Origin of the sequence: Flavobacterium aquiphilum, from assembly GCF_027111335.1 — a bacterium.
In the GTDB taxonomy this organism is placed as follows: domain Bacteria; phylum Bacteroidota; class Bacteroidia; order Flavobacteriales; family Flavobacteriaceae; genus Flavobacterium; species Flavobacterium aquiphilum.
Genome location: NZ_CP114288.1, coordinates 3061712 through 3074214, shown reverse-complemented (window position 1 = coordinate 3074214; position 12503 = coordinate 3061712). Strand labels below are relative to the sequence as shown.

Below are 12503 nucleotides of genomic sequence, written 5' to 3'. Positions count from 1 at the left end.
AAATGAGTATGGAACAGATTTTCAAAGGTACGGTTGTAGGTGATAAAACCGGAACGCCTGCAAGACAAGCGGCTGATGTTATCAATGGTAATTTTGCGCTTGTTGATAGCAGAATAACTGCTTTAGAAAACCCTGATGCAGTTTTAAAAAAGGGAAACATAGACACGGACGGCCTAAATGTTCATGTTGATGAATTGGCTTTCGAGTGGCGAATCAGTCAAATGGAGTTTACGGAAAACCCCGAATATAACGTAACGCTGGACGCTGCAACAGATGGTTATCACCGAAAAGATGTTTTGTTGGGTAATAATACCGGAGGTTATAATATTTTCAAAGGCAATGAAGATGCAACTTCAGCCACGGAACCCAATTTATTTCCTGTAGGAACCATAAAATTAGGTGTTATCGATGTGTATGGTGCAACAATAACCGGTTCAACTCCTGTAGATTTGAGTGCCTACGCAACAAAGGATTATGTGGATGAAGGGCTATCAACAAAATTAGATGCTTCTGCGTACAATGATCGCTTTAAAGGAAAATATACCTCTTTAGGTGCTTTGGAAACAGCATATCCAACGGCAAACGCTGGAGATTATGCTCAAGTAGATTCTGGAAGCGGCTCCGATGTTATCAACTACAATTATGATATTGAAGATGGTTGGATTGAAGGCGGTTCTGGAAGCTCTGCAACTAATACTGATGCCTTGCCAGAAGGTTCAATACATTTATATTTCGAAGCTGCTAGAGTTTTGGCAACCGTATTAAGCGGAATTTCTTTTGCAACTGGTGGAGCGATAGTTTCAACTGATACGGTTTTGCAAGCTTTTGGAAAAATTCAAAAGCAAATAAATGATATTTTAACCACTTTAAATGGAAAGCTAACTGCCAATTTGCCAATCACAGGAGCAACAAAAACAAAAGTAACTTATGATGCTAATGGATTGGTTACTGGTGGTGCAGATGCCACAACAGCCGATATTGCGGATAGTACAGATAAAAGATATGTTACAGATACTCAACTAACAAAAGTAAACGCAATAGATCAGGCAGTTTCCGCTACTGAAAAAGCTACTTGGAATGCTGGAGACATGACTACTAATACAGCTCAAACCGTTTCAGGATTGAAAACATTTTTAAACGGAATGTTAGGATTACGAAATTCCGCAAACACATTCACGAACTTATTTTCTGTAATTACAACAGCTACAAGAACTTGGACATGGCCTGATAAAAGTGGTACTATTGCCATGACTAGTGATATAGTTGCTCAATTAAATGGTACAGTAAATAAATTAGTGAAATTTGGAACTACTACAACTGGAACTGACAGCAGAATAACTGACACTGGTACATATTTAGGTATTGACGTGATAAACACTCCTTTAAAAGATATTACACTAGGGAACCAATCGACAAAATCCGTTGGTATTGAAGATTCTGAAAGTATTTTTCCGGGAAGAGATTTAATTGTAACGGCAGGTAGGACGGTGAATTTTATAATTAGTTCAATACTAACGGTATTAGATGCAACTAACAGAAATTATTTGGGATCATTTCCGGGTTTGAATGGAGATGTATTTTTTTGTACCCAAACCGGACTTTTTAAACAAACAGGTGGTACCGGAGCACTAGCTCTATATGCTACAACTGGGTTATCTGGTGCGTATATTACCGGAGGCTGTGTAACTCCTAGTGGTGATGTGTATGTATGTACGCAATTAGGTACTAGCCCAGGAATCAACAAACAAACAGGAGGTACGGGTAGTTTTTCTTTACAATTGGCTATTCCTGCTGTTAGATCAATGTGTTGTACACCCAATGGTGATGTATATTTTTCAAATGGGTCTACAAATTCAACAGGAGGCAGTATAGGTGATATATATAGAAGAACGGGAGGTGTAGGTTCTTTCGTTGCTTTAGGAGTTACGGCTAGAGATTATCATATTGCTGCTGCTCCTAATAATGATGTTTATGCAGCTGTAAGAGGCGGCTCTATTTACAGAATTGCATCTGGCACTAATACGTTAACAGATTTGCTTACAACATTACGAACATGGTCGTCTATCAGTGTATCGCCTAATGGTGATATATATGCAGCAGTATATAATGGTGATATATATAAGAGTTCAGTAGGATCAGCATTTTTAGCCACAGGACAGACAACTAGAACGTATGAAGCATTGTCGGTTAATATAAATTATACTTTATATGCTGGAGGTAGTGGCAATGCTTTTTTTATGAATACTTTTTCAGCAGGTTTTCCAAATTTAGATGGTGGGACATATAAAGCCAAAGCTGGAACTGGTAAAGGTACTGGTAAATCTCGTTATGAATTTTATACTGGACAAAAAACAGTTTCAGGTACCGATATGCAACTCGATACACTTAGAGCTTATTTTGATGAAAACGGATTTTTCGTGTACCTAACACCTCCTGTTTATGCTAATGATGCCGCTGCCGATGCTGATGTAAATCTCCCATCAGGAGCATATTATAAAGTTACCGGAAGTCGTGTTTTATATCAAAAACCTTAAAATCATACACAATGATACAAACTAAAACAGCCATAGTTTACGGAGATAGAAGTGAAAAAACAGGAGTTATAAAGGTAGAGGTTAGGCCACTTGAAACAACCAATGAAGGCACTAGGTATCTAGTGATTGATTGGGATATTAGCAACCTAAATAATGATCCTATTTTTTCTAAAGAAGTTTTTTGGACTAATCAGGAAATTGATGTAATGGATTCTTATTTAGAGCAAAATAATGATTTTTCGGCTTTAACTAAGTCTGAAAAGGAAATGAAAAAAATACAATTAGCATTGTATTTTGATACAATGTATAATCTATTACCAAGTGGTAAAACTATTTATAGGCTTACAGCTGACGACTGGGAGTTAACACCTGAAATAATTACAGAGTAATGGGCTTCTTTCTATTCAACATCGCACTGATATTAATTTTCTTCCTGACCATTGTCAACTATTGGTATGTAGAGAATAAAAAAGGCTATTTCTTAAGCACGGCCAAGAACCTGGACATTTTCGCAAATCGTGAATTTAGAGCGTTTTGGAATGCCGTTTTAATCGAGCAGGACGGCTATAAATTCGGCAAGGAAGGCGAAACGCTTTCAAGTGCTTTAGGTAAAAACCAACGCTTAGAAAAATTAAAAACAAAAGGTAAATGGCTCGTCCGGCAACTTGATAAAATAGACAAGAATCATTGCTTTAATTCTATAAATGATAATCTTTAATTAAATAAACAAACCTACTCATGGAAAAAATAATTGTAATACTTTGGATCACATTTGCCCTTTATTTATCTGTTTTGCTCGGAATATTTGCCGACTTATGGAGCGGAATCAGAAAAGCCAAAATCAACGGAGTTGCACGTTCCTCTTATGGCTACCGTAGAACGATTGATAAAATCGCTAGGTATTATAATGTGCTGATGGCATTAACTGTCATTGATGGTATGCAGATTTCTTCTGTATGGTATCTAGATACTTATTATCACATGACAAGTCTTCCAATGTTTCCGTTTTTAACACTTGTTGGATCCATTTTCATGTGTGTGATTGAAGTAAAAAGTATTTTAGAAAAAGCAGAAGATAAAGTGCGTATTGAAAATGTCGGGGCTTTGGCCGGAAAGATAATTACACATAAAGACGATATTGGAGAAATTGTAAAAGCAGTAGTTGAGTACATGAATAAACCTGAAGAAAAAGAAGTTGTTGTTGAACCGGTAGAAAAATAATAATGCAAAAAATCACATCAGTATCCGAAAGCTTTATCGCTAAAATAAAGAAAAGCGAGGGTTTTAAATCCAGACCTTATCCTGATCCGGGAACTAAGGGAAGGCCTTTTACTATTGGCTACGGTACTACCCGATATTTTGATACTGGTAAACTGGTCACTATGGTCGATAAACCAATTGATGAAAAAGAAGGCGATCGCTTGTTAAGAGGTTGGTTTTCAAAATATGTTTCGCCATTGGTTGACAGATTATGCCGTGATGATCTTACGCAAGATGAGTTTGATGCTATTGCTGATTTCGTTTACAATGCCGGAGCCACATATATTGATAAAAAAGGCAATGTTAAATATTTTAATCTATTCGAAAAAGTAAACAACAAAGTGCCAAAATCAGAACTACAGGCCTATTGGGAAAAACTATGCATCACCGGAGGTGGCCACATATTGCCCGGATTAATCACCCGAAGAAAAGAAGAAGTCGAACTTTATTTTTAAAAATCATGAAAAAGTTATTTAAAATGTTCTGTTTTTGGATTAATGGAGGGAAATCCATTGCTCCAAACGAAACTAAATGGTAGGTCTAACACTGTAATTTTTTAAACATGAAAAAAATATTCAAAACACTGTTTATTTCGATGTCTGCTCTATTAATGTTTTCCTGCGGTGCCCGGAAAAAAGATAAAACCCACACGGATAAAACGGTAAAAACTGAAGTTTCCCAAAAAGAAAGCGAAACTTCAAAAGAAGCTCTAAATATAAAATCGAATGCCGAAGCCCAAACCAATATCCAAAACGGCACCGTAACCAAGAAAACAACCTATGAGCCTATCGATGCTTCAAAACCTGCAACTGTAATTGATAAATTGGGCAAACGAATCGATTTAAACAATTCAAAATATACAGAGGAAGAAACAACGGCCACAACCAATACCCAAAAAAATGAAAAATCAAACTTTCAGGACCAGTCTAAAAAAGAAGTTGCCAAACAATCAGAAGCACACCAAAAGAAAGCAGCCAAAAAAGAAACTGATAATCTTCACCTGGACAGGGGTTCGAATATTGGAGTTTTAATCGGATTGGGAGTCGCTTTATTCGGGTTAGTTTATGCTGTTTATAAATATAGGGACAAAATTTGGTGGGTGTAGAAAAAAGAATAGTAAGTCAGTTGGCTAAATGTTGACTAGATATAAAATAAAAATCCCTAAATAGCTAATTTAAAGCCGTTTAGGGATTTCTTTTGTGACCTCGACTGGATTCAAACCAGTAACCTTCTGAGCCGTAATCAGATGCGCTATTCAGTTGCGCCACGAGGCCTTAAACAGTAAACAAACCTTATTGTTATCAGGTGTTGTATGAACTTGTTTGCGGGTGCAAAGATAGAAATAAATATGTATCTTGCAAGCGTAAAATCGCATAAAAATAAAAAAATATGGACTTAAAAAAATATATACGTGATATTCAGGGATTTCCAAAAGAGGGAATTGTATTTAAAGATATCACTCCACTGTTAATTGATCCAAATGCAAGGAAAGAATGCTTAGAAATATTGCTTTCTACTGTAAAAGACAAAAAAATTGACAAGGTAATTGGTGTAGAAAGCCGTGGTTTTTTCTTTGGGATGCTTTTGGCAGAGGAATTGAATGCTGGTTTTGTTCCTGTTCGTAAACCTAAAAAGCTTCCTTTTGATACCATATCGGCTTCTTATGATTTAGAATATGGTACCGATACGCTTGAAATTCACACCGATGCCATTCAAAAAGGGGATAGGGTATTGATACATGATGATGTTTTGGCTACAGGGGGAACTGCAAAAGCCGTATGTGAATTGGTAGAAAGACTAGGTGGGGTCATCGTTCAGTGTAACTTCTTGATGGAAATAACTTTCCTGAACGGCAGGGAGAAAATTCCAGGAAATGAAATTTTTGCAGCAATGACGTATTGAAAAGTTTAAGAGTTTAAAAGTTTAAGAGTTTAAAAGTTTAAAAGTTTAAGAGTTTAAGAGTTTAAGAGTTTAAGAGTTTAAGAGTTTAAGAGTTTAAGTTGTATTTAAACGGCTTCATTAAACAATATTAAACCATTTTAAACAACCTTAAACTAATTTAGTGCCCTGATTGTAACATAATAGCGATATCCAATAATTGCCATTTGCCACTTTTTGGCTTTGGATATATCAAGTTTTTGCTTGGTAAAGCTTGGTAGGATTAGTTTGTTGATTTTAGCAAGAATTTTAAACATCATTTTTCTTTCAAAGATATAAAAAAAGACGGTTTTCATATAGGACCGTCTTTTCTTGTTTTTGCGATTGAATTATTTTTTATCCTTTTTCTCGGATAAATATTTTTCCATTTCTTTCTCGTAGATTTTCATTTTTTCGTTGAAAGCTTCCATTTGTTTGTTGAATGGTTCCATTTGCTTATCAAATTCGGCCATTTGTTTATCGAATGCTTCCATTTGAGGTTCTATTTTTTTCATTTTGGCATCAAACTCTTCCATTTGTTTTTCAAATTCTTTCCAGGCTTTTTTGTCTCCATGAACAGGGTCGCCTTTTGGAGCTTTAGGAGCTTTTGGCATAGCGGGTGGAGCAGGAGCCTTTGCTTTCATAACTGGAGGTGTCGGAGGTATTGGAGGAACCGGTGCGTTTTTGTCGTGTTGGATATTAATGTTGTTACTTGTAACGATTCGGATTGTTTTTTTACCGTTAGTATTAACATCCATTCTGGTAATGTTTTTGGGATCCGTTTGATTAAATGTGTCTTTATCTACTTTTTCATTATTTATAAAATACTCTTCCTCAGAACCATTTTCAGAATGTTTTTTAGTGATTATTCGAACTTCTTTTTTATCTGAATTTTTGATGACATTTATATTTACAATATCTTCTGGATCTAATTTCTCCATTTCTGTTTTGTCTGACTTTTTATCGTCAATGATGATTTCTGTGTCATCAGGAATGTCGTTTTTTGAAGAGAGATTGTTGCTTATGACTATTTTATGCTCTTTGTGAACAGATTCATTATCTTCGGCAAAGTCGATTTTTAATTTTCCATTTTCGTCTTTTGAAATGATTATTGCAAAAGCTTTTATAGGGTCAGTGCTTTTTACAGTTCTGTTTTCGGCAATTTCTTTTCCTTTTTTTATTTCAATCGCAATGGAAGTTAGTTCATCACTTGCATTTCTTTTTGTTTTAGAAAAATGAACGGTGACTCCGTAATTTTTACTGATTGTTTCTGCTTTTTCTTTTAATTCGGCTTCAGTTGTATTTTTGTCAATTTTATAAATTTCAACATCTTTTGAAGTTGATTTTACTTGTTCTATTTTGATGTTTTGATGTTTTTCTTTGGCAATAACTTCCATTTGGAATATAAATACAAAAGCGACTAATACCGGAATAACCAAAGCGTACTTCAAGGAATTCCATTTTTTTGATTGGGTTTTGTTTAACATAACGATTCGTTTTTTGATTAATGATTGATAAAAATGATTGGTAAGCACAACACAATTTTCGTGTGTCGTAATTTTTAAAAGTGTAAGCTGATAGGCTTTTTTGTCGGATAATTTTTTGGTCGCCTCACTATCGGCAATGAATTCCAGGTTTTGCAAAATTGCTTTTTTGTATAACCACATAAAAGGATTGAACCAAAATACGATGCAGAATATACGTGTGATTAAGACGTCTATCGTGTGGTATTGTTCGCCGTGTACTTTTTCGTGTTCGAGTATGCTTTCCATTTCTTGTTCGCTGTACAGTGATGAGTTGTAAACGATAGTGTTGAAATACGAAAAAGGAGCGATATTTTCGTTTAAGTCGATGAATTTATGGTCGGCTTGATGTTTAACCGATTTTCCTTTTATAACACTGTTTAAATGATAAAAATCGTAAGCAAACTGAGCCAATAAAAGAACTGAACCAATTGCATAAGCAATGGCTGTAGCAAGATACCAATCGATTTCAAAACTTTCTTCTTGGACAGGTGTCATCGGAATTTTTGACCAATCAATATTGGTTGGTGTTGGCTCTACCCAAACTATGGTGGTGAAAACTATCCAAGGCAAAATGACTGAGGTCAACAAACCTGCCAAAAGAAACCAACGATTGGCTGTAAAAAAAGTTTCTTTTCGCAACAGCAAATAATAGGCGATATAAAATACAGCTATCAGTCCGCTTGATTTTACGATATTGATGAATAGTGTTTCCATAGTGGGTTATTTTTTTTGTTCAATCATAGCTAGAATTTCGCGAAGCTCATCAGCTGTGATTTTTTCTTCTTTGGCAAAAAAGGATACCATATTTTTATAGGAACTGTTGAAATAATTGTCAATTGCCCTGCTCATGAACTTTTTGCGGTATTCCTCAATACTTACCAATGGATAATATTGATGTGTATTCCCAAAAACATTATACGAAACATACCCTTTTTCCTCCAGGTTCCGGATGATAGTAGAGAGAGTATTGTAATGTGGCTGGTCTTCGGTGATTTCAGCCATGACTTCTTTTACGAATGCTTTTTTGAGCTTCCATAAAATGTGCATGATTTCTTCTTCCTTATTCGTTAGCTTTTGCATTTTGATTTTTGTTAATGTTTTATTCCATAGCAAACGTACAACTATATTTTTAGTTTACAAACTATAAATATAGTTTATTAACTAATTTTTTAGTTTTTAAATGATTTTGTTGGGTTTAGAGCGGAAACATTAGGCTTTTTTAGTAAAGATGTTTCCCGCTTTTCGCTACATACGAGCGATAGCGAACTGACGAAGTAATCTTGCGGATCTCGTCTTTTAGGGACGAGACCCACAAGGATTTTCGCTGCAATCCTACCGTCTGGACACAAATATTTTATATTAAAAATGGCACGCAGATAACGCGGATTAGACAGATTATCGCTGATTTTTTGGTTGCATACTAAAAATATTATTTGTAAAACTTATGTTTTTTTCAATACATTTTTTTAAAAACAACAAATTTATCTGTGTAAATCCGTTCAATCCGCGTCATCTGTGGCCTATAAAAAGATGTGTCCAGACGGTAGGCTGCAATCGGGGCTAGCAGTTGGCATTATTGCTTTTTTGTTTTTTTTCAAAAAAGAGCAATAAATCATTTTCCCGATGAGTCAAGTTTATAAACGCTTTAGTAACTCAAGGGGGTAAATAGTTATAAGAGAAGGAAATTCCTCTTTTGTTTTATTGATTTTTCTCTTTATGAAGTATTCTATCCAGCCAGATGCCGGAAAGAAAAGCAACCATTGCTAAACAACCCATTATAAACCAGTTGACGGGGTAGTTGTAATGGGCAATGATTTCAAGACCTGTTTTGGAACTTACAATATGAGCCAAACTGAAACTCATGGTGTAAAATCCCATATATTGACCTTCCTGTCCTTTTGGCGCTCGGTTGAGGGCAACAGCATTGGCAAAAGGGAAAGAAAATATTTCTCCAAATGTGAGTAATACGATACTGATAACTAAAATCCCAACCCAGGAATCGATCAGCAAAATATAATATCCAGCCGCAATACATAATGAACCATAGCCAATACTTTTTACTTTATTAAATTTTTTTCGTTCCAATCTACTAACAATTGGCATTTCCAAAAGAAAAACTAATAAACCATTGATGGAAAGAAGTAACCCGGTCTGGAACTCGCTGAGGCCAAATTTTTCATTGTGATATAACGGTAGAGTAGAAAATATTTGGAGAAAAACCATAAATGTGACAAAACTGATAAAAAGCAGTATCCAAAAAGGTTTGTCTTTGTAGATGGAATTTGGGAGAGGTTTAGTTATAGAATCATCTGCAGAAACCTGTACTCTCTTTTTTTCTTTGACATAAAAAGCAAAAATCAGAATTGCGATTATACTGGTACTTCCATCAACCCAAAACAAACCTTGGTATCCCATTCCTAAAATGATTAATCCACCCAACGCCGGACCTGCTGTAAATCCAAGGTTTACTGCTAATCGTACCAAGGATAAGGCGCGGACTCTGTTTTCTGGTTTCGCATATACGCTTAAGGATACAAACATAGCTGGGCGAAACATATCCGAAATGGCCATGATGGTAAACATACCAAAACACAATCCCCAAAAACTAGTGATGTATTGCAAGACAAAAAATAAAACTCCGCTTGTAAAAAGGCTGAAAATCATGATTTTATAGAAGCCTATTTTATCGGTTAATTTACCCCCTAACCATGAACCCAACATAGAACCCAATCCAAAGGTAACCATAATCCATCCCACTTCGCCGTAGGAAAACTGTAAGTCTTCTTTTAGATATTTGGATAGAAAAGGCAGTACCATGGTACCAGCCCTGTTGATAAAAGTGATTAGGGCAAGTATCCAAACTTCACGTGTGAATCCTTTAAAATTGTTGATGTATCGACCGAGGGCAGTTTTGAGCATATAGTAAAATCTGAATATTGCAAATCTACAAAGTTTTTTAGGAGTTATTTCCGACTATTTATTGTAAATACTTATAGTAAAATAGAAAGTTTTAGGATTTTAAAATAGTAAAAGGGAATTGCTTGAAAACATAAACTTTGTGGCTTTACAACTTTAGTTTATTTTTGCTTAAAATTTAGAAAATATGAGAGTTACACTTACTTTGGCTTTGTTGTTTGTGTTTACCGTTGGGTTTGGCCAACAAAAATTTGATAAAGCAGTTGTTGAAAAATTTCAAAAAGAACTGAATGCAGAATATGCAGACGCAAAGACAAGTCCGCTTTTGCCGGAAGATTTGGCTCATTTCAAAGCCTTGGATTTTTATCCTATTAATGAAAAAGCATTCGTAGTCGCAAAATTTATAAGAACTGAAAACGAAAAACCGTTTGAAATGCCAACTTCTGGAGCAAGAAGACCGCTGTATGTGAAATATGGGGAAGCTCATTTTGTAATGGAAGGAAAGAAATTTAAACTGAATATTTATCGCAATATTGAACTTTCAAAAAAGGAAGAATACAAAAACCATTTGTTTCTGCCGTTTTCAGACCTAACTTCGGGGAAGGAGAGTTATATAGGAGGGAAATATATAGATTTAAATGTTCCGTCCGGCAATACGATTGTTATTGATTTTAATTTATCCTACAATCCGTACTGTGCTTATAGTTATAAATATTCCTGCCCAAAAGTGCCTTTGGAAAATGATTTGGCTATCGAAATCAAAGCAGGTGTTAAGAAGTTTCATGACTAATGGAGTTCTTCAATTTACATACCCATAAATTTACAAACCGCGAAGAAGTTTTGGAGCTTGTTAATCAATATCCTCGTGAGTTTGATGCCTCAATTCCATGTTATTCTATAGGTATTCACCCTTGGTATATTGATGGAAATTTACTTGAAGAAGAACTAAATATAATAGAAAATAAATTATTAAAAATTAATTGTTTATCTATTGGAGAATGTGGATTAGATAAACGTGTTGAGATTCCTTTGTCTTTACAGGAAATAGTTTTTGAGAGACAGTTGCTTTTGGCGCAAAAATATAATAAACCTGTAGTGATTCATTGTGTCGCTGCTTATCAGGAAGTAATTGCAATCAAGAAGCGATTGAAGATTACAGTCCCGATGATTATTCATGGTTTCTCCAAAAACAAACAAGTCGCGAAAGGACTCATAGATAACGGATTTTATATTTCGTTTGGTAAATTTTTATTGCTCAATCCTGAATTGGAAACCGTTTTTCAAAGTATTCCCGATGATCGATTTTTTTTGGAAACAGATACGGTTGAAGAAGGAATAGAGGAAGTATATGCTTTGGCATCCAAATATAAAAATTGGAGTATGGATGAGCTGAAACAACAAATAAAGAGTAATTTTGCAACCGTTTTTGGGAAAAAGCTATAAGTTGCTTATTTGAGAAATAAACAAATAGCCCAAAACAATTAAACAAACAAACGATTAAACCAAATTTAAGAATATGGCAGAATGGACGGAAAGAGCCGAACTATTATTTAGAAAAGAAGGATTAGAGAAACTAAAAGGTTCACATGTATTGGTTGTAGGACTTGGTGGAGTAGGTTCATTTGCAGCTGAGTTTTTAGCGAGAGCAGGAGTGGGAACAATGACGATAGTTGATGGCGACGTGGTGGATATTACCAATATTAATAGACAGTTGCCAGCTTTGCATTCCACTGTTGGGGAACCAAAAGTTGACATTGTGGGCGACCGATTGATGGATATAAATCCTAAATTGAATTTGATTCGGGTAAAAGAATTTCTTTCGCCAGAGCGTGCTTTCGAAATTGTCAGTAAAGATTTTGATTACGTTTTAGATTGCATTGACAGTATTACTCCAAAATTGAATTTAATTGTTGGAGCTAAGAAAAAAGGCGTGAAAATCATTTCAAACATGGGAGCTGGCGGAAAAACGACAGCCAGTAAAGTGGTTGTAAAAGATATTGCCAAAACTGATGTTTGCCCACTAGCAAAAGTGATTCGTAAACGTCTTAAAAAAATGGGGGTTAGCAGAGGTGTGAAAGCAGTATTTTCTTTGGAAAAACCAGACGAAGGTAGTGTGAAAAGGACTGATGGTTCTAATTTTAAAAAATCTTTCTACGGTACCAATAGCTATATGCCAGGATTATTTGGTCTTCATGCCGCCGAAACGGTGATACGCTATTTGCTTAAAAAAGAAGTTTAAAAGTTTAAAAATTGTCATAAACAACTGGGATTAAACAATTTTAAACAATTCAAACAACATTAAACTTTTAAACCTTAAAGAATTTAAACCAATTCAAACAATATTAATCTA

The 12503-nt window shown here is 35.1% G+C and carries 14 protein-coding genes and 1 tRNA gene; 10 read left to right on the top strand and 5 right to left on the bottom strand.

What is annotated here, in order from left to right; all coding sequences use genetic code 11:
• Window positions 1-8: 8 nt before the first annotated feature.
• The 6 genes from OZP12_RS12615 to OZP12_RS12590 all read left to right on the top strand — a co-directional run bounded on the left by OZP12_RS12615 (window position 9) and on the right by OZP12_RS12590 (window position 4899).
• The gene (locus tag OZP12_RS12615; protein ID WP_281225359.1) at window positions 9-2534 is read left to right on the top strand and encodes an NHL repeat-containing protein; all 2526 of its coding nucleotides are present in this window, start codon (window positions 9-11) and stop codon (window positions 2532-2534) included.
• An 11-nt stretch (window positions 2535-2545) separates the two neighbouring features.
• Window positions 2546-2923, top strand: a complete 378-nt coding sequence (locus tag OZP12_RS12610; RefSeq protein ID WP_281225358.1) for a hypothetical protein — start codon at window positions 2546-2548, stop codon at window positions 2921-2923.
• Window positions 2923-3252 carry a hypothetical protein gene (locus tag OZP12_RS12605; RefSeq protein WP_281225357.1) on the top strand — a complete coding sequence of 110 codons (330 nt, stop codon included), beginning with the start codon at window positions 2923-2925 and terminating at the stop codon, window positions 3250-3252. Before OZP12_RS12610 ends, OZP12_RS12605 begins: the two co-directional genes overlap by 1 nt.
• Before the next feature lie 20 nt (window positions 3253-3272).
• Window positions 3273-3755 carry a phage holin family protein gene (locus tag OZP12_RS12600; protein WP_281225356.1) on the top strand — a complete coding sequence of 161 codons (483 nt, stop codon included), beginning with the start codon at window positions 3273-3275 and terminating at the stop codon, window positions 3753-3755.
• A gap of 2 nt (window positions 3756-3757) precedes the next feature.
• Window positions 3758-4249 carry a lysozyme gene (locus OZP12_RS12595; RefSeq protein ID WP_281225355.1) on the top strand — a complete coding sequence of 164 codons (492 nt, stop codon included), beginning with the start codon at window positions 3758-3760 and terminating at the stop codon, window positions 4247-4249.
• A 107-nt stretch (window positions 4250-4356) separates the two neighbouring features.
• Entirely contained in the window at window positions 4357-4899 is a 543-nt protein-coding gene (locus tag OZP12_RS12590; protein WP_281225354.1) for a hypothetical protein, read from the top strand.
• 95 nt (window positions 4900-4994) lie between these two features.
• On the opposite strand, the gene OZP12_RS12585 is transcribed toward OZP12_RS12590, so the two are convergent.
• Window positions 4995-5068 (bottom strand) — tRNA-Arg (locus OZP12_RS12585).
• A 115-nt stretch (window positions 5069-5183) separates the two neighbouring features.
• Here OZP12_RS12585 and OZP12_RS12580 point away from each other — a divergent pair.
• Entirely contained in the window at window positions 5184-5696 is a 513-nt protein-coding gene (locus tag OZP12_RS12580) for an adenine phosphoribosyltransferase (protein WP_281225353.1), read from the top strand.
• Between the two features lie 152 nt (window positions 5697-5848).
• Here OZP12_RS12580 and OZP12_RS12575 read toward each other — a convergent pair whose 3' ends face one another.
• The 4 genes from OZP12_RS12575 to OZP12_RS12560 form a co-directional block, all read right to left on the bottom strand.
• On the bottom strand, window positions 5849-5989 hold the full coding sequence (locus OZP12_RS12575; RefSeq protein WP_281229070.1) for an SsrA-binding protein: 141 nt from the start codon (window positions 5987-5989) through the stop codon (window positions 5849-5851).
• A 72-nt stretch (window positions 5990-6061) separates the two neighbouring features.
• Complete coding sequence (locus OZP12_RS12570; RefSeq protein ID WP_281225352.1) at window positions 6062-7951, bottom strand: M56 family metallopeptidase; 1890 nt, start codon at window positions 7949-7951, stop codon at window positions 6062-6064.
• A gap of 6 nt (window positions 7952-7957) precedes the next feature.
• Window positions 7958-8317, bottom strand: coding sequence for a BlaI/MecI/CopY family transcriptional regulator (locus OZP12_RS12565; RefSeq protein ID WP_281225351.1), 360 nt, complete (start codon window positions 8315-8317; stop codon window positions 7958-7960).
• 618 nt (window positions 8318-8935) lie between these two features.
• Window positions 8936-10156, bottom strand: coding sequence for an MDR family MFS transporter (locus OZP12_RS12560; protein ID WP_281225350.1), 1221 nt, complete (start codon window positions 10154-10156; stop codon window positions 8936-8938).
• Window positions 10157-10340: 184 nt separating this feature from the next.
• Between OZP12_RS12560 and OZP12_RS12555 the strand changes: the two genes are divergently transcribed.
• From OZP12_RS12555 to OZP12_RS12545, 3 genes are all read left to right on the top strand, one after another.
• Window positions 10341-10943, top strand: a complete 603-nt coding sequence (locus OZP12_RS12555) for a DUF1684 domain-containing protein (RefSeq protein ID WP_281225349.1) — start codon at window positions 10341-10343, stop codon at window positions 10941-10943.
• Window positions 10943-11596 carry a TatD family hydrolase gene (locus tag OZP12_RS12550; protein ID WP_281225348.1) on the top strand — a complete coding sequence of 218 codons (654 nt, stop codon included), beginning with the start codon at window positions 10943-10945 and terminating at the stop codon, window positions 11594-11596. Before OZP12_RS12555 ends, OZP12_RS12550 begins: the two co-directional genes overlap by 1 nt.
• Window positions 11597-11669: 73 nt before the next feature.
• The gene (locus OZP12_RS12545) at window positions 11670-12392 is read left to right on the top strand and encodes a tRNA threonylcarbamoyladenosine dehydratase (RefSeq protein ID WP_281225347.1); all 723 of its coding nucleotides are present in this window, start codon (window positions 11670-11672) and stop codon (window positions 12390-12392) included.
• The last annotated feature ends 111 nt before the right edge of the window (window positions 12393-12503 follow it).

Coding starts and splice junctions, on each gene's coding strand:
- OZP12_RS12615 (WP_281225359.1), top strand. CDS start 9: ATGGAACAGATTTTCAAAGGTACGGTTGTAGGTGATAAAACCGGAACG.
- OZP12_RS12610 (WP_281225358.1), top strand. CDS start 2,546: ATGATACAAACTAAAACAGCCATAGTTTACGGAGATAGAAGTGAAAAA.
- OZP12_RS12605 (WP_281225357.1), top strand. CDS start 2,923: ATGGGCTTCTTTCTATTCAACATCGCACTGATATTAATTTTCTTCCTG.
- OZP12_RS12600 (WP_281225356.1), top strand. CDS start 3,273: ATGGAAAAAATAATTGTAATACTTTGGATCACATTTGCCCTTTATTTA.
- OZP12_RS12595 (WP_281225355.1), top strand. CDS start 3,758: ATGCAAAAAATCACATCAGTATCCGAAAGCTTTATCGCTAAAATAAAG.
- OZP12_RS12590 (WP_281225354.1), top strand. CDS start 4,357: ATGAAAAAAATATTCAAAACACTGTTTATTTCGATGTCTGCTCTATTA.
- OZP12_RS12580 (WP_281225353.1), top strand. CDS start 5,184: ATGGACTTAAAAAAATATATACGTGATATTCAGGGATTTCCAAAAGAG.
- OZP12_RS12575 (WP_281229070.1), bottom strand. CDS start 5,989: ATGTTTAAAATTCTTGCTAAAATCAACAAACTAATCCTACCAAGCTTT.
- OZP12_RS12570 (WP_281225352.1), bottom strand. CDS start 7,951: ATGGAAACACTATTCATCAATATCGTAAAATCAAGCGGACTGATAGCT.
- OZP12_RS12565 (WP_281225351.1), bottom strand. CDS start 8,317: ATGCAAAAGCTAACGAATAAGGAAGAAGAAATCATGCACATTTTATGG.
- OZP12_RS12560 (WP_281225350.1), bottom strand. CDS start 10,156: ATGCTCAAAACTGCCCTCGGTCGATACATCAACAATTTTAAAGGATTC.
- OZP12_RS12555 (WP_281225349.1), top strand. CDS start 10,341: ATGAGAGTTACACTTACTTTGGCTTTGTTGTTTGTGTTTACCGTTGGG.
- OZP12_RS12550 (WP_281225348.1), top strand. CDS start 10,943: ATGGAGTTCTTCAATTTACATACCCATAAATTTACAAACCGCGAAGAA.
- OZP12_RS12545 (WP_281225347.1), top strand. CDS start 11,670: ATGGCAGAATGGACGGAAAGAGCCGAACTATTATTTAGAAAAGAAGGA.